Source organism: Trichocoleus sp. DQ-A3 (genome assembly GCF_039961975.1).
Lineage (GTDB): Bacteria > Cyanobacteriota > Cyanobacteriia > Cyanobacteriales > FACHB-T130 > FACHB-T130.
Window position 1 is genome coordinate 148,661 of record NZ_JAMPKC010000010.1, and the last position, 21,066, is coordinate 169,726.

The 21,066-nt window shown below is 47.6% G+C and carries 25 protein-coding genes and 2 pseudogenes; 16 read left to right on the forward strand and 11 right to left on the reverse strand.

Going from position 1 to position 21,066, the window contains the following annotated elements; genetic code table 11:
- The first annotated feature begins 27 nt into the window (after positions 1–27).
- From atpA to NDI44_RS16720, 9 genes are all read left to right on the forward strand, one after another.
- Positions 28–1,545 (forward strand): F0F1 ATP synthase subunit alpha, encoded by a 1,518-nt coding sequence (gene atpA, locus NDI44_RS16680; protein WP_190411206.1) that lies wholly within the window; start codon positions 28–30, stop codon positions 1,543–1,545.
- A gap of 112 nt (positions 1,546–1,657) precedes the next feature.
- Positions 1,658–2,608: a F0F1 ATP synthase subunit gamma gene (locus tag NDI44_RS16685; RefSeq protein ID WP_190411207.1), complete on the forward strand. Its 951-nt coding sequence runs from the start codon at positions 1,658–1,660 to the stop codon at positions 2,606–2,608.
- 211 nt (positions 2,609–2,819) lie between these two features.
- On the forward strand, positions 2,820–2,990 hold the full coding sequence (locus NDI44_RS16690) for a ssl1498 family light-harvesting-like protein (protein ID WP_190411208.1): 171 nt from the start codon (positions 2,820–2,822) through the stop codon (positions 2,988–2,990).
- 47 nt (positions 2,991–3,037) lie between these two features.
- Positions 3,038–3,208: a ssl1498 family light-harvesting-like protein gene (locus NDI44_RS16695; protein ID WP_190411209.1), complete on the forward strand. Its 171-nt coding sequence runs from the start codon at positions 3,038–3,040 to the stop codon at positions 3,206–3,208.
- 54 nt (positions 3,209–3,262) lie between these two features.
- Positions 3,263–3,499, forward strand: a complete 237-nt coding sequence (locus tag NDI44_RS16700) for a hypothetical protein (protein ID WP_190411210.1) — start codon at positions 3,263–3,265, stop codon at positions 3,497–3,499.
- A gap of 163 nt (positions 3,500–3,662) precedes the next feature.
- Positions 3,663–3,986 (forward strand): 2Fe-2S iron-sulfur cluster-binding protein, encoded by a 324-nt coding sequence (locus NDI44_RS16705; RefSeq protein WP_190411211.1) that lies wholly within the window; start codon positions 3,663–3,665, stop codon positions 3,984–3,986.
- A gap of 117 nt (positions 3,987–4,103) precedes the next feature.
- Complete coding sequence (locus tag NDI44_RS16710) at positions 4,104–4,292, forward strand: hypothetical protein (protein WP_190411212.1); 189 nt, start codon at positions 4,104–4,106, stop codon at positions 4,290–4,292.
- Complete coding sequence (locus tag NDI44_RS16715) at positions 4,289–5,353, forward strand: DUF3326 domain-containing protein (RefSeq protein WP_190411213.1); 1,065 nt, start codon at positions 4,289–4,291, stop codon at positions 5,351–5,353. Before NDI44_RS16710 ends, NDI44_RS16715 begins: the two co-directional genes overlap by 4 nt.
- A gap of 46 nt (positions 5,354–5,399) precedes the next feature.
- Positions 5,400–5,987, forward strand: coding sequence for a CPBP family glutamic-type intramembrane protease (locus NDI44_RS16720; RefSeq protein ID WP_190411214.1), 588 nt, complete (start codon positions 5,400–5,402; stop codon positions 5,985–5,987).
- Positions 5,988–6,136: 149 nt separating this feature from the next.
- Here NDI44_RS16720 and purN read toward each other — a convergent pair whose 3' ends face one another.
- Complete coding sequence (purN, locus tag NDI44_RS16725) at positions 6,137–6,805, reverse strand: phosphoribosylglycinamide formyltransferase (protein WP_190411215.1); 669 nt, start codon at positions 6,803–6,805, stop codon at positions 6,137–6,139.
- Here purN and NDI44_RS16730 point away from each other — a divergent pair.
- Positions 6,804–7,271 (forward strand): hypothetical protein, encoded by a 468-nt coding sequence (locus tag NDI44_RS16730; RefSeq protein WP_190411216.1) that lies wholly within the window; start codon positions 6,804–6,806, stop codon positions 7,269–7,271. The genes purN and NDI44_RS16730 overlap by 2 nt on opposite strands.
- Before the next feature lie 73 nt (positions 7,272–7,344).
- Here NDI44_RS16730 and NDI44_RS16735 read toward each other — a convergent pair whose 3' ends face one another.
- Positions 7,345–8,106: a type IV pilin-like G/H family protein gene (locus NDI44_RS16735; protein WP_339380922.1), complete on the reverse strand. Its 762-nt coding sequence runs from the start codon at positions 8,104–8,106 to the stop codon at positions 7,345–7,347.
- A gap of 97 nt (positions 8,107–8,203) precedes the next feature.
- On the opposite strand from NDI44_RS16735, the gene NDI44_RS16740 reads away from it, so the two are divergent.
- On the forward strand, positions 8,204–9,094 hold the full coding sequence (locus NDI44_RS16740) for a sugar ABC transporter permease (protein ID WP_190411218.1): 891 nt from the start codon (positions 8,204–8,206) through the stop codon (positions 9,092–9,094).
- Positions 9,095–9,312: 218 nt separating this feature from the next.
- On the opposite strand, the gene NDI44_RS16745 is transcribed toward NDI44_RS16740, so the two are convergent.
- The 3 genes from NDI44_RS16745 to NDI44_RS16755 are packed head-to-tail and all read right to left on the reverse strand — an operon-like array spanning position 9,313 to position 13,060.
- Entirely contained in the window at positions 9,313–10,245 is a 933-nt protein-coding gene (locus NDI44_RS16745) for a hypothetical protein (RefSeq protein ID WP_190411219.1), read from the reverse strand.
- 4 nt (positions 10,246–10,249) lie between these two features.
- Positions 10,250–10,786 (reverse strand): cupredoxin domain-containing protein, encoded by a 537-nt coding sequence (locus NDI44_RS16750; protein ID WP_190411220.1) that lies wholly within the window; start codon positions 10,784–10,786, stop codon positions 10,250–10,252.
- 21 nt (positions 10,787–10,807) lie between these two features.
- Positions 10,808–13,060: a heavy metal translocating P-type ATPase gene (locus NDI44_RS16755; protein WP_190411221.1), complete on the reverse strand. Its 2,253-nt coding sequence runs from the start codon at positions 13,058–13,060 to the stop codon at positions 10,808–10,810.
- Positions 13,061–13,232: 172 nt separating this feature from the next.
- On the opposite strand from NDI44_RS16755, the gene NDI44_RS16760 reads away from it, so the two are divergent.
- Entirely contained in the window at positions 13,233–13,886 is a 654-nt protein-coding gene (locus tag NDI44_RS16760; protein WP_190411222.1) for a hypothetical protein, read from the forward strand.
- Between the two features lie 98 nt (positions 13,887–13,984).
- Here the strand turns inward: NDI44_RS16760 and NDI44_RS16765 are convergent, their stop codons facing one another.
- Together NDI44_RS16765 and NDI44_RS16770 are read right to left on the reverse strand one after the other, a co-directional pair.
- Positions 13,985–14,434, reverse strand: coding sequence for a hypothetical protein (locus tag NDI44_RS16765; protein ID WP_190411223.1), 450 nt, complete (start codon positions 14,432–14,434; stop codon positions 13,985–13,987).
- Between the two features lie 35 nt (positions 14,435–14,469).
- Positions 14,470–14,664: a heavy-metal-associated domain-containing protein gene (locus NDI44_RS16770; protein ID WP_190411224.1), complete on the reverse strand. Its 195-nt coding sequence runs from the start codon at positions 14,662–14,664 to the stop codon at positions 14,470–14,472.
- 68 nt (positions 14,665–14,732) lie between these two features.
- Between NDI44_RS16770 and NDI44_RS16775 the strand changes: the two genes are divergently transcribed.
- The gene (locus NDI44_RS16775) at positions 14,733–15,599 is read left to right on the forward strand and encodes a branched-chain amino acid ABC transporter permease (RefSeq protein WP_190411225.1); all 867 of its coding nucleotides are present in this window, start codon (positions 14,733–14,735) and stop codon (positions 15,597–15,599) included.
- Between the two features lie 121 nt (positions 15,600–15,720).
- On the opposite strand, the gene NDI44_RS16780 is transcribed toward NDI44_RS16775, so the two are convergent.
- Together NDI44_RS16780 and lipA are read right to left on the reverse strand one after the other, a co-directional pair.
- Entirely contained in the window at positions 15,721–15,864 is a 144-nt protein-coding gene (locus NDI44_RS16780) for a photosystem I protein PsaX (protein ID WP_190411226.1), read from the reverse strand.
- Between the two features lie 183 nt (positions 15,865–16,047).
- On the reverse strand, positions 16,048–16,980 hold the full coding sequence (lipA, locus tag NDI44_RS16785) for a lipoyl synthase (RefSeq protein ID WP_190411227.1): 933 nt from the start codon (positions 16,978–16,980) through the stop codon (positions 16,048–16,050).
- 789 nt (positions 16,981–17,769) lie between these two features.
- Here lipA and NDI44_RS16790 point away from each other — a divergent pair.
- The 3 genes and pseudogenes from NDI44_RS16790 (at position 17,770) to NDI44_RS16800 (ending at position 19,583) form a co-directional block, all read left to right on the forward strand.
- Positions 17,770–18,387: a response regulator gene (locus tag NDI44_RS16790; RefSeq protein ID WP_190411228.1), complete on the forward strand. Its 618-nt coding sequence runs from the start codon at positions 17,770–17,772 to the stop codon at positions 18,385–18,387.
- Between the two features lie 146 nt (positions 18,388–18,533).
- Positions 18,534–18,920: pseudogene (locus NDI44_RS16795) on the forward strand (response regulator); the annotation flags it as partial.
- 90 nt (positions 18,921–19,010) lie between these two features.
- Positions 19,011–19,583 carry a response regulator gene (locus NDI44_RS16800; protein ID WP_347276895.1) on the forward strand — a complete coding sequence of 191 codons (573 nt, stop codon included), beginning with the start codon at positions 19,011–19,013 and terminating at the stop codon, positions 19,581–19,583.
- Positions 19,584–19,767: 184 nt separating this feature from the next.
- On the opposite strand, the gene recR is transcribed toward NDI44_RS16800, so the two are convergent.
- Together recR and NDI44_RS16810 are read right to left on the reverse strand one after the other, a co-directional pair.
- Positions 19,768–20,379: a recombination mediator RecR gene (recR, locus tag NDI44_RS16805; RefSeq protein ID WP_190411240.1), complete on the reverse strand. Its 612-nt coding sequence runs from the start codon at positions 20,377–20,379 to the stop codon at positions 19,768–19,770.
- 141 nt (positions 20,380–20,520) lie between these two features.
- A pseudogene (locus NDI44_RS16810) lies at positions 20,521–21,066 on the reverse strand (photosystem II q(b) protein); the annotation flags it as partial.

Consider the following 21,066-nt stretch of genomic DNA (forward strand, 5'->3'; position numbering starts at 1 on the left):
AACCCTTTCCTCCTTTAACAAGTAACCATGATCAGCATCAGACCTGACGAAATTAGCAGCATTATTCGGCAGCAAATTGAACAATACGACCGAGACGTTAGTGTTTCTAACGTGGGTACCGTATTGCAAGTAGGTGACGGGATTGCCCGGATTTATGGCCTAGACAAGGTCATGTCCGGGGAATTGGTGGAATTTGAAGACGGTAGCGTTGGCATCGCCCTGAACTTAGAAGAAGACAACGTGGGCGTGGTGCTAATGAGTGATGGTCGCAACATCCAGGAAGGTAGCTCTGTGAGCGCCACCGGCAAGATTGCTCAGGTGCCAGTGGGCGAAGCCTTGATTGGTCGTGTTGTGGATGCTCTCGCTCGTCCGATTGATGGAAAGGGAGACCTTAACACCACAGAAACCCGCCTCATTGAATCAGGCGCACCGGGAATTATTGCTCGGCGCTCGGTTTACGAACCGATGCAAACCGGCATTACCGCTATTGACGCGATGATTCCGATTGGTCGGGGTCAGCGGGAGCTAATCATTGGTGACAGACAAACCGGAAAAACTTCGATCGCGGTTGACACCATCCTCAACCAGAAAGAAGAAGACGTGATTTGCGTCTACGTCGCTATCGGTCAAAAAGCTTCTACCGTCGCCCAAGTGGTGAACGTGCTTCAAGAACGAGGCGCAATGGACTACACCATTGTGGTAGCAGCAAACGCTAACGACCCAGCAACCCTGCAATATCTGGCTCCCTACACGGGCGCTAGCTTGGCAGAATACTTCATGTACAAGGGCAAGGCGACGCTGATCATCTATGATGACCTCTCCAAGCAAGCCCAAGCTTATCGCCAGATGTCCCTGCTGCTGCGTCGTCCGCCCGGACGGGAAGCTTATCCTGGGGATGTGTTCTATCTCCACTCCCGTTTGCTGGAGCGTGCGGCAAAGCTGAGTACAGAACTGGGTGAAGGCAGCATGACCGCGCTGCCAATTATCGAAACCCAAGCTGGGGACGTTTCCGCTTACATTCCCACCAACGTGATTTCGATTACCGATGGTCAGATTTTCTTGACCTCCGACCTATTCAACTCTGGCTTGCGTCCCGCAGTGAACCCTGGTATTTCCGTGTCACGGGTGGGTTCAGCGGCTCAAACCAAGGCGATGAAAAAAGTGGCTGGTAAGCTAAAGCTGGAGTTAGCCCAGTTTGACGACCTGCAAGCTTTTGCTCAGTTTGCCTCGGATTTGGATAAGGCAACCCAAGACCAGTTGGCGCGGGGTCAGCGCTTGCGGGAACTTCTGAAGCAGCCGCAATACTCGCCGCTATCAGTGGCTGAGCAAGTGGCAGTTGTGTATGCAGGTTTGAATGGCTATTTGGATGATATTCCTGTAGAAAAGGTGGCTCCTTTTGCGCGATCGCTGCGGGAGTACCTGAAAAACAGCAAGCCGAAGTACATGGAAATCCTCCGCAAAGAGAAGCAGCTGACGGAAGATGCGGAAGGCATTCTCAAGGAAGCGATCGGTGAAGCTAAGAAGACCTTCATGGCGATGGCGTAACTTGTCCAAAGCGAATAGCTAAACGCGAATAGCTAATTGTAATCAGTAGCGCTTCGCAATTAGCTATTCGTAATTAGCCACTCGCAAAGGACAACTGACATCGGACAAAACTATGGCAAATCTAAAATTTATTCGCGATCGCATTCAGTCGGTCAAAAACACCAAAAAAATCACCGAGGCAATGCGCCTAGTTGCCGCCGCCAAAGTGCGCCGCGCCCAACAACAGGTGACTGCCACTCGCCCCTTTGCCGACCGCCTCGCTCAGGTTCTCTACGGTCTGCAAAACCGTCTGCGGTTTGAAGAAGCAAATCTGCCTCTGTTGAGAAACCGGGAGGTTCGGTCTGTAGGAATTTTGGTGATTACAGGCGATCGCGGTCTCTGCGGTGCCTACAACACCAACGTCATCCGTCGCGCTGAAAACCGCGCCAAGGAACTACAAGCCGAAGGTCGGGACTATAAATTTGTGCTGGTAGGGCGCAAAGCTATCCAATACTTCCAGCGTCGCGACCAGCCGATTGACGCTACTTATACTGGCTTAGAGCAAATTCCTACAGCAGCAGAAGCATCCAGAATCGCTGACGAACTGCTTTCCTTGTTCTTGTCAGAGAATGTAGACCGGATTGAATTGGTCTACACCAAGTTTGTCTCCTTGATCAGCTCTCGCCCAGTGGTGCAAACCTTGCTGCCGCTAACAACCCAAGGACTAGAAGCAAGAGATGATGAAATCTTCCGCCTCACAACTCGCGGTGGTGGTTTTGAGGTAACGCGGGAGAAAGTCTCTACCCAAGTTCGAGAGTTCCCACGGGACATGATCTTCGAGCAAGATCCAGTACAGATTCTCGATGCCCTCCTGCCGCTGTATCTGAATAACCAGTTACTGCGGGCTTTGCAAGAATCGGCAGCGAGCGAACTAGCAGCACGGATGACGGCGATGAACAACGCCAGCGACAACGCTAAGGAGCTGATTGGTTCTCTTACTCTGAAGTACAACAAAGCGCGTCAGGCGGCAATCACCCAGGAAATTCTGGAAGTTGTCGGCGGTGCCGAAGCGTTACAAGGCTAGATTTAGCTTTTCAATTTAATTTACACAGAGCGTCTGAGTAATCTCAGACGCTTTTTTGTTGTATGCACTCGCATCATCGAACGGATAGACCCACTTAAGCAGCACCTATCACTGCCCAAAGCAAAGCGTATAACAAAAAGTTTCTAGATTATTGCAATTTATTTACATACTGTTACAATAGTTAATATAGAGAAACAAAGGAAAGACAACCATGAGATACACCACCGACGAAAGAGGCATCCTCAACAACTATGCAGCCGAGCCTGCGGTGTACTTTGCCGAATCCCCCTCACCAGAGCAACAGCGTCGCTACGCTTTTCAAGGCGCGATCGCTACTTTGTTTGTCACCCTGCTAGTTCTGACTGCATTGGGTGTCAGCTAAGTTATTCAAGATTTACAGAGCAATACAACCAACCAGGACAAACAACCATGAAATACACCACCGACGAAAGAGGCATCCTCAACAACTATGCAGCTGAGCCTGCGGTGTACTTTGCCGAGTCCCCTTCACCAGAGCAGCAGCGTCGCTACGCTTTTCAAGGCGCGATCGCTACTTTGTTTGTCACCCTGCTGGTTCTGACTGCATTGAGTGTCAGCTAAACCTGAAGAAAGAGAAGTTTCAGACACTTATTTCCAATACTTAGGAGTTCGGTTATGAAGACTGACTTTGACTTTGATGCCCGCTATCAGTTTGCGCCGACTGTCTTTAACACTGATTTCAACAACTTTGCGCCCATCACTGCTAATCAAGCTTGGTCGTTGTTCTTTACCGCTGGTCGTAACGATGCGGCGCTGGGAGATAATCCTGAAGTAGGGCGACTCTTCAACAACATCTTGAGTGCTGTTGTCTTCACAGTGATTGTTGGAGCCTTTACTTTCTACTCGTTTTAAGACAAAGACAACGTGAAAATTTCTTCAACCCCAGCTCCTCCAAAGCTGGGGTTTCTCATTTCCAGCATTGTCGTTTGACCGGGGTGAGTAGCTAATTGATTCATGGAACAATAGAGAAAGTTTAGTTTCCGTAGGGAAGCATTCCCTCTAGCCATTGCTGCTCATGTCCAAGACACATAAAGTTGAAATTTACGATCAAGGGAATACTCAGACCCTTGAAGTGCCAGAGGATAAAACGATCCTTCAGGTTGCCTCTGCTGCTGGGTTAGACTTACCCAGCTCTTGCAATGCGGGAGTTTGTACTACCTGTGCGGCTAAGGTTCTAGAAGGCAAGGTAGAACAGGGGGATGGCATGGGCGTCAGTCCAGAGCTTCAGGCACAAGGCTATGTACTGCTCTGCGTCGCTTATCCCCGATCCGATTTGAAAATTGAGAGTGGGAAAGAAGACGAACTGTACGAGCTACAATTCGGGCAGTTCCAGAAGTAGGGCTACTCAGACTCGACAAGTAATTTCGCGGCTTTTCAAACAAAGCCTGCGGTCATTTAGCCTTAATTCAGCACAGGGCAAACTGGTATTTCAATATTCCGTACTAGAACCACTAAGATGACGACACACTTTATTACCGCAGAAATTGACCTTCAGGAATCGCCAGTGCAGTTACACTCTGCTATTGAGGCAGAATTGGAAAAACGGGGAGAACCCTTGCGCTGGGCGATCGCTTCTGTAGATGTCGAACAGCAGAAAGCCCACGTTGAGGCAATCATCACAGTCGCATCCGACTCAGCTCAGTGAATCGGCGTCCTTACACGGTTGTCTTAATTGTCCCGACTGGGGTTGGGGCAGCAGTTGGGGGATATGCGGGGGATGCGCTGCCAGTGGCAAGAGCGATCGCGCAAATCTCCGACATCCTGATTACCCACCCCAATGTCCTCAACGGTGCCCAGTTGTACTGGAATTTGCCCAACGCTTTCTATGTGGAAGGCTACGGACTTGACAAATTTGCGGCTGGGTGCTGGGGACTGCGACCCGTGCATCAGAACCGGGTCGGTTTAATCCTCGACCAAGGAATTGAACCCGAACTGCGGTTGCGGCATCTCCAGGCAGCGGATGCCACGAGAGCCACGCTGGGATTGAATCTCACAGATTATGTGGTGACAGACGCCCCGCTAGGGGTGGAACTGCGGACAGCGGCATCGGGAGCTAGTTGGGGGACGATTGGAAATCCTGATAGTTTATTACGGGCAGCAGAGGTACTGATTACTAAGGCGAGGGCAGAAGCGATCGCAGTCGTTGCCCGTTTCCCCGATGACATCGAAACCGAGGCGCTGGAAAGTTACCGACACGGGCAGGGAGTTGACCCCCTCGCCGGTGCTGAAGCTGTAATTAGTCACCTGATCGTGCGAACCTTTCAAATCCCCTGTGCCCACGCCCCAGCTTTGTTACCCCTGCCCCTCGATCCGCACCTGTCTCCCCGCTCAGCTGCCGAGGAATTGGGTTATACTTTTTTACCCTGCGTTCTAGTTGGTCTGAGTCGCGCCCCCCAGTTTATTGGAAAAACCCACAGTGGTACGACCTTACCTGGAGATGTGTGGGCAGATCGAGTCGATGCCGTCGTCGTACCCGCAACTGCTTGTGGCGGCAGTGCAATCCTGAGTTTAAGCCAAACGCGATCGCAGATTATTGCCGTTGAAGAAAATAAAACTCAGATGCAAGTTCCTCCAGAACAAGTGGGAATTAAAGCATTGCGGGTAAACTCATATTTAGAAGCACTCGGTGTCTTGGTGGCCCATCGAGCTGGCATTAGTCCAGGTGCCATTAGTCCAACCCTATCTTCGCTAGTCAGAATTCAGTAAGGCGGACAATCCTCTACTTTTACCCTTCATCCTTCATCTTTCCGAAGTGGCAAAACAGCTTCCTACCGATCCGGAAATCGAATCCCTAACGCGCACCCAAATTTTAATTGCGATGGGGGTGACAGCGGTTGTATTGCTCGTCATCGCCAAGCTGTCCCTGCATTTCGGCGCGTTTTCCGTTATGCCCGTGCGCCCGACCCTAGAAGCATTACTTTTGGGCGTCGGAATTGGGCTAGGAATTACGGGTGCCAGTAGCGTTATCTATCGCCTATGGCCTGGTTATCAGCGCAGCGCCGACTACTATCTAGAATTAGTCCTAAAACCCTTATTTTGGCCTGATTTGATCTGGTTAGGACTCTTGCCCGGTTTAAGTGAAGAATTGCTATTTCGGGGTGTAATGCTGCCAGCAGTGGGATTAAACTGGGTTGGGCTAGTAGGATCGAGTTTTTGCTTTGGCATCCTACATCTGAGTGGCCCTCAACAATGGCCTTATGCAGCGTGGGCAACCACTGTAGGATTGCTACTCGGTTATAGCGCCTTGGAGACGGGTAATTTGCTAGTGCCAATTGTGGCTCACATTACGACAAATTTAATATCCAGCTGCCTTTGGAAGCTGGATACTAAAAAGGCATAAATTTTAAGAATTAGGATATCGATTGTTGAGAAAGACAAGGGAAACTGCGATTAGTTGTAAAATTCTCTCTTCTTCTTCTCTGCGCTCTCTGCGTCCTCTGCGGTTCGTTTTTTCAGAAATCAAATAAAACTTCGATACCTTTTATCTTGTTAATGCGATCGCGCGGCTGCCAAAGCGATCGCTTGCGGCAATATCTTGTGTTCCTGAACTTGAATTCGGGCGTGTAGCGTTTCTAACGTATCGTCAGGAAGAATCGGGACAGCCGCTTGTAGCAGAATTTTGCCGCTATCAACTTCTACATTTACTAGGTGAACCGTACAACCAGTTATTTTTACACCTGCATTCAAGGCTTGTTCAACCGCTCGAATTCCCTTAAAACTCGGTAACAAACTGGGGTGAATGTTAATCATTCGATCCGGGAAAGCATCCACTAACACCTGTGTAACGACGCGCATCCAACCTGCCATAATTACCCATTCCACTTCATACTGCCGCAAGGTGTCCACAATTGTTTGATCTAACGCTTCGCGGCTGTTAAAGTCTCGGTGATTCAGCAAAACAGTGGGTACACCCCAGCCTTCGGCGCGGGTAGCGGCTTTTGCACCGGGATTATTGTAGATCAGAACTTTTATTTCGGCATTAAGTTGCTGTTGCGCGATCGCTTCTGCAACTGCCTCGAAATTACTGCCATTTCCCGACGCCATCACACCTAATTTTAAAGGAGAGCGATCGCTCAAAAGATTGGGAGGAACCGTTGGAGAAATTAGGCTGGGGATATAATTAGGGCTAGAATCAGATGTTGAGGGATTGAAAGTCATGGAGCTAGAAATAGACAATGAATTATTAATTGAATCTAATAATTTTTACATCAAAATATATCCTATAGAAACAGAGCTTAATTACTTACCCTCATTTGCAGCAAAAATTGACTGTAAAATTTCTTCAACAATTAAACTTCAATATAATTACAGCGATCGCATCTGGTTTAAATTTGAAGATTTTGATAAATTTATAACGGATGTACAAGGCATTGTATCTGGCATAAGGGAGATAGCGGAACTCAATTCTATGAGTCAACCGGCAATTTTCATAATTAGCCAATCTGGCAACTATTTAAAGTTTACTATAAATTTCGATGCGGGTTTCTCTTTTGCTGGAGATGGAATAAGAATCCAAGTGACAACATCTTTTCTTGAAGAATACGATTTTATAAACATTCTTTCAAGGTCTCTTACAGAATTTTGGGGAAATTTCAAATACCTTCTTAAAAAGGAGAACCCATAAATAAGGATTCAGGGAGAAATCGACCTAGCTATGAATAGATTTAGCCAATGTTGGATTCGTTTTCATAAACTCTTCAGCGTCCTACCGAATGGGAACCAGCCGGACACTGGATTTCCCCAGATATATCCTTAGGAGGCGTTGGCATTGCAGGTGGCGTGGATGAGGGTTTATCTGTTTCGCAAATTACTGTTCTTGTAATATTTTCACCATTATTTGTGACAACAAATACAGCACCCGTGTAGCTATTAAGTTCAGGGCGCTTGGCTCTGGCAGTGTGCATCACCCTCTGAGTGCCATTACCTTGAGGCACAATTTTGTAAATATAACTCTCTGTCTCTGGCTTAATCCCAATCCCTAGCTGCTCGATTGTTGTACTAAATTTATTATTTTCCAAGTAATAAGCTTGTTGGGAACGATTCATCGCCCCAATGTACATTTTCCCTTCAGATTGTTTTGCCTTGGTTGCTTGATTGTTAAAGGCTTCCTGAATATCAACTATTTTAGTATTGGGAGGTAAAGTGGGTGAGTCAGAAAGCTTTTGAACCGGGATTTCATAAGCAACCGGAGACTCAGAAGATGTTTCCGGCGGGAGGAGGAATAATTTACCTTCTGCCGTCAATACAAATTTCACCGTCTGATTGGATGATGGGTTGTTGACTTGCCATTGTCCTACCCATCGATCTGTCCCTGAATTGGCATTAGCAGCGCTGGGAGAGGAAGAATCTGAAGGTGTATTGGTTGAATTACATCCATAGATAGCGAGTAACCCAAGCAATCCGCTAAGCATTCTGAAACCAGGGTGTTGGCTGCGTTGCTTGAATACGGTTATATTCACGGTATCAGTTACTGACCAGAGATTAACAGGATCTTACCAGTGCCGCCAGGTAGAATAACGCTACGACGCTAACATTCAACGGTAAGCCAATTGCTCAATGAAAAATACGCACTCTTCTCGCAGGCAGCTGTTAGATAATGATGCGATCGCTGCCTGGATTTTTCTGACCCCTGCCTTAATTCTATTAGGGCTTTTTCTCCTATGGCCTATCGCTTATTTGTTTTACCTCAGTTTTACCACGGGTAGCTTTACCGCTACGGGTGTGCGCTTAGTGGGATTGAGAAACTACTGGCGTCTCATGCTGAGTCCTGAGTTTTGGCAAGTTCTCGGTAACACCGCTTATTTCACCATTGCCACGGTGATTCCCAGTTTGGTAATTCCTTTGGGTTTAGCAGTGCTATTAAATCGTGCCTTTGCCCTGCGAGGAATCCTGCGAACTGCCTATTTTATCCCCTCAATCGTCAGTCTCGTGGCAGCCGGTTTGGGGTTTCGCTGGCTGTTTCAAACCGAAGGGCCAATCAACGCATTTCTAAATCTTATCGGAATTGAACCGATTTCCTGGCTGGGTAGCACGTTTTGGGCGATGCCAGTGCTGATTTTGTTAAGCATTTGGAAGCAATTGGGTTTCAATATGGTGGTGTTTTTGGCAGGGTTGCAGGCGATTCCCTCCAGTCGCTATGAAGCGGCAGAACTAGATGGTGCCAATTCCTGGCAACAATTTTGGTACATTACCCTGCCAGGATTGCGTCCAACTCTCATCTTTGCCACCGTCACGACGGCTATTTTTACCCTGCGGAGTTTCGAGCAAGTTTACGTTATTACCGGCGGCGGGCCATTAAACTCGACTAATTTGCTGGTTTACTACATCTACGACCAAGCGTTTGCCCAATTTGATTTTGGTTATGCCGCAGCGGCGGCAACTGTGCTGTTAGCAGTAACGCTGGTGTTAGTGTATTTTCAGCTAAAAACTTGGGGAGATGAAGCTTAGGAATTGTGTTTATCGTCTACACCAAGTTAGCCATTTCCGATGAGGTAAGTTTGTCTAAGTTTGTTGAGCAAGGCTATAGCAATCCAATGTGAAATTTATCTTTGTTGTTTTTAACGAACCGCAGAGGGCGCAGAGAGAAGAGAAGAAGAGAGAAAGAATGGTGTTGCGAGTGAAATTAGGATTGCTATAGATATGCTCAAGGGGTTGAATCCATTGTGTTAGAGAACTTCTATCCAGAAATCAGTGGTAACAATCTTACCGTTGCGGTTAAACTGACCCCAGAGTTTATATTTTCCTGGTTCGGGAAATTTGGTATGGAAAAGAACCTGGCCTTCAGGAGTATCTTTCATGGCATGGGCGTGAATGTAATCTGCGGCTGTTAAGCTTGGTGACTGTCGGAGAATGACTAAATGACCTTTTTCTCCTAAGTACGGTTGCAAGTCTTTGACGGGTTGAGTGTTAGAAGCGTCTCGCAGATCAAACGTTAAGGTAACATCTTTACCTGCTTTGAGGGTTGACTCAGAAAATACAAGATTCGCTTTTGTATTTCCGAAAGTTTTAAACCGATTTAGATCGATTGCTGGCGCAGATAAAATTTTACCAGGAATCTGTGTTTTTACTGCCGAGACTTGTTCCTTTTGACCGGCTGGTTTGTAGTCACTTAAAAGAGTGTAATTACCCGGTTGAGGAAAACTTGCCTTGACTTCAAAACGCCCATTCTGCTTGTATGTGGGATGAAGATGGCTGAAAAACTGGAGATCGTCACTGACAATAATCAAGTGCATCAGTTTTTCTTGAAAAGTGTCAAACTTAGCGATCGCTTTCCCGGATTTGTCTTGAATATCAATCGCTAAAGGAACGGGTTTGTTCGGGGTAATCGTTCCTAGAATCGTCAGCTTCGCCTGTGCTGGCTGAGTTTCAGGCATCGATTCGTGCCCCGATTCGTGCTTCGATCCGTGCCCCATGTGATGCCCCGCATGAGGGTCGCCTCCAGCCGCATGATGCCCCGTATGGGAGTCATTCCTAGTGTTTGTAGGGGTCGCTTGCATCGTTCCATCCTTCATTTTCATCGTATGAGTGACTGCGCCTGTAGCGATCGCGCTTCCTGCCACTAAACCAACCAAACCCAAAAGCATTGACTTATTTTTCATTATTTTACTCCTCTTGATTTGCCGTTCCGGCTGCTTTTACTTCCAAGACACCTCTAGCCATATTCATTCCACAGGTAAAGGGATATTCGCCTGGGGTTTTTGGTGTGAATTCCACAGGTGTCAGCCGATTCAAATTCAAATCTTTAGCAATGTGAAAATCCGGTAAAATGATTTTTTCCAGACAACTACTGGGGTCTTTTCTGAAAAAATTGAGCCGCACAGGTTGCCCTGCTTTCACGACGACTCGATTTGGATCGTAACCGCCATCTACTTGGATAGTCAGTTCTTGAATTCCTTGATTTGCTGTCGCTTGTTGAGCTTGAGTTTTACTCACCAGAAACCACCAAAGTTCTAACCCAATTAAAGCCAACCCGCCTAAAGTAAGACCCAGTTTTAGCTCAAAAGGTTGCTTAATTTGACGAAATTGGTTTGTGGGCATTGGTGCCTCGGCTGAAGCGGCTTTTGCGGGTGTTCCTGAGAAAACCGAGAGCAAAATCCACAAAACCAGAAGATTACTCAACAATTTTTTTTGAGTTACCATATTTCCTCCTTTTCTATGCAGTTAGAAATTTACTCGTGGCTGAAAATTCCGCAAGCGCAAAGCGTTACTGACAACAGAAGCCGAACTGAATGCCATCGCTGCACCCGCAATCATTGGATTTAGCAACCAACCGAAAATAGGGAATAAAATACCAGCAGCAATTGGAATTCCCGCCACGTTGTAAATAAAGGCAAAGAAGAGATTTTGGCGAATATTCTGCATCGTGGCGCGACTTAATTGAATCGCAGTAACAATGCCTTGCAAGTCACCAGAAATGAGGGTGATATCGCTAGCCGTGATCGCGACATCGGTTCCAGTGCCAATCGCTATCCCCACGTCTGCTTGTGCCAGTGCTGGGGCGTCGTTGATGCCATCGCCCACCATTGCCACTACTTTACCTTCGGCTTGCAGTTCCTGGACTTTAGCGGCTTTTTGGTCGGGACGGACTTCCGCAAACACTCGCGTGATACCGACTTCTTGCGCGATCGCATCTGCTGTTTTGCGATTATCCCCCGTTAACATCACCACTTCTAAACCCATGCGGCGTAGCGATCGCACAACGCCTGCGGAAGAGGGTTTCAGGGCATCGGCAATGCCAATCAATCCCTGCATTTCGCCATCTACCGCAATCCAAACGGCAGTTTTTCCGGCAGATTCCCAAGCAACTTTTTGTCCTTGCAAAGGTAGCGTTTCAATCCCTAATTCATCCATCCAACGCTGAGTACCGATTTGCACCAGTCGGTCGGATACAATCCCTTGAACGCCACTACCCGCGATCGCTTCAAAATTTTTCGCCTCCGGCAATGGAAACTGCACTTCCTGAGATTGGGCATACCTTACAACCGCTTCAGCCAAAGGATGTTCTGAATTGCGTTCAACTGCTGCCGCTAACTTTAATAGCTTTATCTCATTGCTGTGGACAGTTCCTACCATCGTGATGTAGTCGGTAACAGTGGGTTTTCCCTGAGTCAGAGTCCCCGTTTTATCCAACACAATCGTTTGAATTTTATGCGCCACTTCCAGACTGTCAGCACCTTTAATTAAGATGCCATTTTCTGCACCTTTTCCGGTTCCCACCATCACAGAAGTCGGCGTTGCTAAACCCAAAGCACAGGGACAAGCAATAATTAACACTCCCACCATTGTCATCAGGGCCATTGTGAGATTGCCCATCACGTCGAACCAGATAATAAAAGTAGCGATCGCGATCGCAATCACCACTGGCACAAACCACCCGGTTACTTGATCCGCCAATCGCTGAATGGGGGCTTTGGCACCTTGCGCTTGTTGCACTAGTCGGACAATTTGAGCCAAAACGGTATCTCGTCCAACTCTCGTCGCCCGAAACTGAAAACTGCCAGTTTTATTAATCGTCGCCCCAATCACTTCATCCCCCGCCTGTTTCTTCACGGGCAAGCTTTCACCCGTCACCATCGCTTCATCGACACTAGACGTACCTTCTACCACTTCCCCATCCACGGGGATTTGTTCGCCAGGACGCACTAAAACCACATCGCCAACTTGGACAGCTTCAACAGGAACATCGATTTCCTGTCCATTGCGGATCAAACGTGCTGTTTTCGCTTGCAAACCCATCAATTTGCGAATCGCTTCCGACGTTTGTCCCTTGGCGCGAGTTTCTAAAAACCGTCCTAGCAGAATTAAAGTAATTACAACCGCCGCTGTTTCGTAATAGACATCTGTAATTCCCTCCAAGAATTCTGGAAATACAGTCACAAACAGCGAGTAGAAATACGCCGCACCTGTACCCAGCGCAATCAGCGTATTCATATCAGCCGCGTGACGCTTCAAAGCTTTCCACGCACCTGTGAAAAAAGATTGACCGCACCAAAATAAAACTGGCGTTGTCAACACTAGCTGCACCCAAGAATTATGCAACCATGCCGGAATTAAGGGGAGGTGCAATCCAGTCATTGCCGGAATTGACCCCACCACCAGCACAATACTAATCGCTGCGCCGAATACCACTTTCCGCGCCAAATCTTGCCGTTCCTGGCGGCGAGGGGCTGCCTCGGTATCATCTTCTTTGCTTCCGAATTCTCGAACTGGCGCGGCTGTATATCCGGCGTCGGTGACAGCCTGCTGAATTTCCTCTAAACTCGTTTGCTGAGGCTCGTACTTAACAGTCGCCTGTTCCATGCCGAAGTTAACGTTACACTCGCTGACGCCTGGAACATTGCGAATCGCTTTTTCTATCGCACCGGCGCAAGCCGCACAACTCATTCCTTGTAACTTCAGAGAATGTGTTTCCATAACTTTCTCTAACTCGATGATTTTAGGTTAATCTCTCTAGTTAACTGGAGAGTCAAGGGGTAGAGAAAAAATTTTGCGTGCCATATTCGTGGTTAAAAGAGCGATCGCGTATGCAGCGATAATTCCGCTTCTCGCCACCCCACCACCCCCATCCGTTTAGAAGAAAGCACCTATGTATCGCGACCAGCTAATTGCAGAATTAAAGCTTTGCATAGAGCCATTGTTACCTGGTTATCTAGCAATTTTTGATTTGGCTGATACGAAGCGGCGCAACCTTTACTTAGGTCACGAAGAAGTAAATAAAGATATTTTAGAATTCGATACTTTGTTAAAAGCTCATCTCGGTAAAGCTTTCAAACGAATTGGGGGCGATCGCTGGGTTGCTTTTGTTACTGAAAATCAACTCAACGTTTTCGATCGCTTAATTTTGGCATACCAAAAAGAAGTCCCTATCTCTGCTGGCTGGGAATGTAGAGCGATCGCTCCTAACAGCACTTTAGTTCATATTGAGGAGAAAACCGATGTCTTGATAAGTCGCGCTGTCCGATGTGGCTACTTAAATATCCAAGACATCAATGACGTAGCGGCTAGGGTAAATGATTTACTAGAAAAAATATGGCGTTTACCTGTTAATTCCGCAACTTCACTAGAGCAGGAATTAACATTTAATGAACCAAAATGGAAGTGTATCATTGGCAATTTACCTAGCACTGCGTACTGTCCCTTCTGCAAAGGCACAGAGTTTGAATGGCTAGAAGGTACTGATGACACTGCTTACGGAATTTGTAAGGGTTGTCGCGCCGAAGCGGATTTTGTATACGGCTGAATATCGCACTCTTAAATGGTTTGTGAAGGCGAGATACCCGACTTCTCTCTCGAAGTTTGGGATTTGAAGGGCTGGCTAACTAATCAAAGAAAATCGCCTTATTCGTAGCTATTTGTTGAAATTCGCTTTTCTTCGATAAACTGAAGCCAAAAAGCCGCAGCGATGCCCCAAATTGCATTAAAAAATAATACAAACAGTGGAGTTAAAACTCCCAATTTCAACCCTAGCAGCCCTTGATTCGCTTTCACCGAAAATACAATCAGTAATTGCGCCAGTGTCGGCGCAAGACTATAGACAATTCCTCGCAAGACAATCCCTCGCAACCAAGAGGGGTAACGCAGAAAAGGCAAGACAAAGAGAAATCCCCATAAACCGCCCCAAACGATGCGAGGATACAGCCAATCTGGGGTCAAAGCTGGCGCAATTTTCACCCCCAAGGCAGCAGTGATGCCCAGAACTCCAAACAGCCAAACAGCAAGACTATTTGCCAGTCCTCCCAAAGCGCCAGCGGCGAAGACGAGTGTTAATTTTCTGCTCCACTGCTGCATCCAAATTTCCCCTAACCTTTGCGATAATCTTATCGCTAGGCGACAGGATATCCAGCGTTCGCGATCGCTTCCCTGACTTTGTCTGCTGGCTGTTGTGTTTCCACACTTACGAGCTTGGTTTTGGTATCAGCCTCTACCTTCGCGGTGGGGTCAAGAGTGGCAACTGCCTTAGAAATCGTGTCTACACAGGCAGAACAAGCCATGCTGGGAACTTTCAGTTGTAGTGTCATAGTGTAAATTCAGGATTATTGTTTCAATCGCTATTATGAAATCTCCAGTTAACTGGAGAGTCAAGTGAATGGATGTACAAACTGCTCAATTAATTGTGAATGGCATCGCCGTGGGTTGCATCATTGCGCTAGCGGCGATTGGTCTAACGCTGACTTATGGAATTTTGCGCCTTTCCAACTTTGCTCATGGCGATTTTATGACCTTGGGCGCGTATCTTACCTGGTTAGCGAATATCAGTGGGATAAATATTTGGCTGTCAATGATTCTAGGCGCGGGGGGAACGGTGGCGGCGATGCTACTGAGCGAACAGCTGCTCTGGAAACCAATGCGGGCACGCCGTGCCTCCCCTACCACCCTGATCATCATCTCGATTGGACTTGCCTTGTTTCTCCGCAATGGCATCATTTTCATTTGGGGAGGAGGCAACCAGCGCTACAATTTGCCAATTGCCTCCGCCCTCAACATCTTCGGAGTCAACGTGGCTTATTACCGGATCGTTGTCATGGTTTTAGCCGTCCTCGCAATGTTGGGGCTGCATTTCCTGTTGCAGAACACCAAAATCGGGAAGGCAATGAGAGCAGTTGCGGATGATATCGATCTCGCTCGCGTCTCAGGCATTAACGTTGAGCGCGTGGTGATTTGGACTTGGCTAATTACCGGCGTTTTTACGTCCCTGGGAGGAGCCATGTACGGGCTGATTACCGGCATACGCCCCAACATGGGCTGGTTTTTGATTTTGCCGATGTTTGCGTCGGTGATTCTCGGCGGGATTGGCAACCCCTACGGGGCGATCGCAGGTGCGTTGGTAATTGGTATCGCCCAAGAACTCAGCGTCCCCTTCCTGGGGTCTGAATACAAGCAGGGTGTTGCCCTCTTGATCATGGTCTTAATTCTGCTTGTCCGTCCCCAAGGCTTGTTCAAGGGCACCCTATAAAAGGATGAAGGATGAAGGATGAAGGATGAATCAACAGGCTATCCATCCTTCTCCCTTCCGCCTTCATCGTTGTCATTCACCCTAACCTCAAAACTGTAGATTCAGTTTTCTTAGAGATGGATTACGGGTTGATGATGTGGAAATAAATCGCTGCAACCAGGAAGTTACCAGCTAAGAGGATCAGCGAAACGATAGTGCGGAAAGGATAGGGAGGCTTACTCGTTTGGGTAAGAGAACCTTTTGGTTTCTTGGCTTGTGCAGTCATAAGCATTTGCTCCTAATTTTGGACTTTATCAAGAAATACCAAAGAGCTGTCACAATTAGCACGGCTCGATAGAAATATTTTCATTTACCGCAGTCTTCCTGAAAGCAGCGTAGACCTTGATAGGCGCTTTCCCGATGCACGATCAATAGAAAAATTCTTTTTTCCTCCCGTGGTTTCTTGACTTTAAACACTCTCTCCCGCGTGGTAGGAACTGCGGACGAGGGGACCGGAACGGACGTGAGCAAAGCCCATTTTCCGCGCGATCGCTCCCAGATGCTCGAATTCTTCTGGCGTCCAGTATTTTTGGACTGGCAGATGTTCTAGTGAAGGGCGCATATACTGACCGAGGGTAATGCGATCGCATCCAGCATTCCGCAAATCGGTCATCGCCTCAATCACTTCGACTTCAGTTTCTCCGTGTCCCAGCATCAAGCCGGATTTCGTGGCAATCGTGGAGTCAAGTTCTTTCACAATCCGGAGAACATCAAGCGATCGCACATACTGTGCCCCTCGTCGCACCCGTCCTTGCAGACGCTCCACCGTCTCAATATTGTGGTTATAACAAACGGGTGACGCTGCAACCACCGTTGCAACTCGTTGTCGTTGTTTCTCCACCGCATCCTTACCCCCCCAGAAATCTGGCGTCAACACCTCAATCAGGGTTTCCGGGTTCATCTGTCTTATCGCTGCCATCGTCGCCGCAAACCAACTCGCCCCCCCATCCGGCAAATCATCTCTCGCCACCGAAGTCAGCACCACGTAGCGCAAAGAAAGCAACTGCACCGCCTGAGCCACCTTTTGCGGTTCTTCCGGATCTAAAGGCATCGGTGCGTGCCCTTTCTCCACTTGACAAAAAGCACAGGCACGGGTACAAGTTTGCCCCATCAGCAGAAACGTTGCTGTCTTTTGGGTATAACACTCTCCCCGGTTCGGACAGCGCCCCTCTTCGCAAATCGTGTGAATTTGCCGCTGCTTAATAATTCGCTGCACCGTCGAAATGTCGCTTGCTTTCCCGATGGAGCGTCGCAACCAAGGCGGTAGCGCCTCAATTTCTGACCTCCACGCTTGTACATCAGGCTGAATTTGTCGAGCATTCGTTTCGGTAGGCAAATTCATGTTTTTTTCTGGGCTACCAGCTCAATGAGCATCCGTATAATACAGAACTTACGCAGCCAAACTCCTAAACTCAAGGGCTTACAACAATTTTCATCGCAATTTTCTATTAAACGCAGTCCGGTTTAACCCCACCTCAGCCCCTCTCTGTTCGCGGATTTGAGTTTAATATTTCCCCTCTCTGTTCGCGGATTTGGTTCAATATTCTCCCCTCTCCGTGAAGGTTGAGGGGCTGGGGGTGAGGTTCCGATCGAGTGAGAACCACTATCTCGCCTGCTTTCCTGCGCCTTTGTCTATATAGCCAGTACAGGATAGCCAGTACTGGCACAACCCAAAAAAGCCCCTACGTTGTCGGGCAATGCGTGAGTCCTATGATACAAATCTTAAATCATTCGACTCTAACTCTGATTCTGCTTCTGCCTTAGTTTTTTTCCCTTTCAGGTCAGACCGGATTAATCTAGAATTAGGCACGCTGCTAGCTTTTTGGCTTTATGTTTTTGTATGTCAAGACGATCGAAGAGTGAGGATATCAGGCAAGCCATTGTGTTGCTGTATACCACGCACTCATGAGAATCCCCATTACGGCGCTAGCGTTGGTTTACCGTAATCGGGTATAGAAATCATAGTTCTGTAGCGCAGACACACTTGTACTACACATTCCAAATTATCCTGATTGGTATGAACGCGAGGCAGTTTTCTGCTAGCCGCTCATCTTGCTGAAATTAGCGACAAGGCAGCAGTCGGCTCAAATCAACTTTAGTTTTTCTTTAAATTACCCCTAAGGAGTCAGTCGTGGCAGGTCACAAAATTCTGGTGATTGATGACAGTCGAGTGATCAGAAATACAGTACGAGATATGTTACCACCGGGTAACTTTGAAATTTTAGAAGCAAAAGACGGTCTGGAAGGCATGAATCTGATCTACCAGTCACACCCGAACTTGATTATGTTAGATTTTCTCTTGCCCAAAATGAGCGGGTGGGAGGTGTTTCAGCAGATTCAAAGTAAGCCCGAACTTCAGTCAATTCCTCTCGTTTTAATGTCTGGTCGGAAAGAAGAGGTGACAGAGAAAATCTCAGAACCTTTTGAATATTTTGAATTCATACCCAAGCCCTTTGACCAGAAGCAACTGATTGCCGCTATCAAGACAGCGATGGCAAAAGCAAGAAACCGCCCGGTGGTAGTACCATCAGCACCGCAGCCAGCCGTCGCTAAGGATACAGTCCCACCAGATTCAGGGGTTGCGTCAGCAGACATTCAGCAGTTAAATGCCAAGATTGCCAAGATGCAAGCTGAGATTGACGCCTTGAAGAAACAGGTGGCTCCAATGGCAGCGATACCTAGTGAGGTTGATGGCTTGAAAAAACAGCTAGCTCAAATTGTGACATTCATTAAACAAAAGCTGAAGTAATCGCTAGCATTTATAGAATACACCTCAGCATTTAGATCCTGTCCCCATTCAATCTTCCAGCTCATCTGACTCGTAATCGGGGCGTTCTTACGGTTGAGTTCCTTGTTTCATGGAATGTCCTCAGTCACCACTCCTAGGAGTTAGTTATGCCAAGTAACAAGATCCTGGTTATCGATGACAGCAGCACCAGTCGGAGTCTAGTCCGCAAGCTATTGCCCCAGAGTAACTTTGAAGTTCTCGAAGCAAAAGACTCTCAAGAAGGACTGAATTTAATCCGAAAAGAACGCCCCAATTTAATCGTGCTGGATTTCCTGTCATCTCAGCCTAGTAGCTGGGAAGTCTTTCAACAAATTCAAGTCTCTCCGGAACTCCAAAAGATTCCTTTAGTGGTGACATCAGGACGTAAAGAAGAAGTTACACACAAAATTCCAGAACCGTTTGAGTATTTTGAATTTGTTGCCAAGCCGTTGGAGCAGAAGACGCTGATTCAGGCGATGAAATCAGCAATGGCTAAGGCGAAACTGCCTCGTCGGCAAGCGGCTGCGCCTGGTGCCCAAACAGCACCAGCCGCTAAAGGAACCCCAACGGCTCCCGACGTTCAGAAAGCGGGAGCAACTCAAAAAATCCTAATTGTTGATGATGCTAAAGTAATTCGGGCTTCATTGCCAGAAATGTTGCCTCCGGGCAACTTTCAAGTTTTAGAAGCAAAAGATGGGGAAGAGGGACTTAATCTCATCCGTCAAGAGCATCCGAATGTAATTATTTTGGATTGGATTCTGCCTCGCATGAGCGGTTGGGAGGTTTTTGGGCAACTTCAAGCTTCGCCCGAACTCCAGATGATTCCTTTAGTAGTCATCTCTGGGCGGAAAGCGGAAGTGATGGAGAAACTTTCAGAACCATTTGAGTATTTTGAATTTCTAGAGAAGCCCTTCAATGAGAAGCACTTAAATCAGGCAATCCAGTCAGCGATCGCTAAAGCCAAATTGCCACGCCCAAAAGCTGGAACACCTTCTGCTCAGACAACCGCAGTCGTTGCTGACTCTACAGATGCATCGGCTGAAATTAAGGCATTAAATGAAAAAATGGCGGCAATGCAGGCTGAAATTAAGGGATTGAAGGAACAAGTTGCTGAAATTCCGGCACTGAAAAAACAATTGGCTCAGATGATGGCTTTCGTTAAGCAAAAGTTGAGTTAGAAGCCCTATTTAAGTGACTAGAATACCCAGATTATCTACTGGCTGCTAATGACTCATTGCTAATCTCCCTCTTGTGTCATTTTGAGAGAATTCGATGAATTTACAGTATTACAGCCCATGAGAAATCAAGCTTTTACCTCAGTTTGTCAGAAGAGGGATCTAGCAATTCTAGGGTTCTACTTGCTTAATCCAACTCTCTGCGCCCTTCTAAGGCTCGTGCTAGTGTCACCTCATCGGCATACTCTAAATCACCGCCCATCGGTAAACCAAAAGCAATCCGCGTCACTTTGGTAAACGGCTTTAGTAATTGACCGACATACAAGGTTGTTGTCTCACCCTCTACGCTGGGACTAATTGCCAAAATCACTTCTTTAATTTTTTGCTGGCTGACTCGCCGCACCAGCGGTTGAATATTTAGTTGGTCGGGGCCAATTCCATCCATCGGTGAAATGATGCCTCCCAAGACGTGATACTTGCCGCTATATTCGCGAGTTTTTTCCAGCGCAATCACATCACGGGAATCTTCCACCACACAGAGCGTGCTGTTGTCGCGGTTAGAGTTACGGCAAATATCGCAGACAGGTTCAGCCGAGAGGTGAAAGCACACCTGACATAAACCCACTTGCTTTTTCGCCTCAACTAAAGCTTGAGCCAGTGTTTCTACTTCTTCGGGCGATCGCTTAATAATATGCAGTGCCAGACGTTGTGCAGTTTTCGGGCCAACTCCTGGCAACCGTTGTAGTTGCTCGATGAGACGAGCTAAGGGACGTGTGTAAACCGTTGTCCTATCTCCAATCTGTATGCTTCCATATTTATCCTAAACCCCCGAGAGATTGGATTGATACAATCTGCTTCTATCTGCGGTTCCCAATAAAAAAGCGCCCCCTTGTGGGAGGCGCTTTTGATATAGAGACGCGATATATCTTGTCTCTAGCGATTAGCCATTGATGCTGGGAGCCATCAGAGCCACTGGAGTAGACTCACCTGCTGCCAAGTCGAGGGGGAAGTTGTGAGCGTTGCGCTCGTGCATTACTTCCATACCCAGGTTGGCGCGGTTGATCACGTCTGCCCAAGTGTTGATCACCCGACCTTGGCTGTCAATCACTGACTGGTTGAAGTTGAAACCATTCAGGTTGAAGGCCATCGTGCTGATTCCCAAAGAGGTGAACCAAATGCCGACGACGGGCCATGCACCTAACAAGAAGTGCAAGGAACGGCTGTTGTTAAAGGAAGCATATTGGAAGATTAACCGACCGAAGTAGCCGTGGGCTGCAACGATGTTGTAGGTTTCTTCTTCTTGTCCGAATTTGTAACCGTAGTTCTGAGATTCGGTTTCGGTGGTTTCACGCACTAAGGAGGAAGTCACCAAAGAACCGTGCATGGCGGAGAACAGGGCACCCCCGAAGACACCGGCTACACCGAGTTGGTGGAAGGGGTGCATCAGGATGTTGTGCTCGGCTTGGAACACGATCATGAAGTTGAA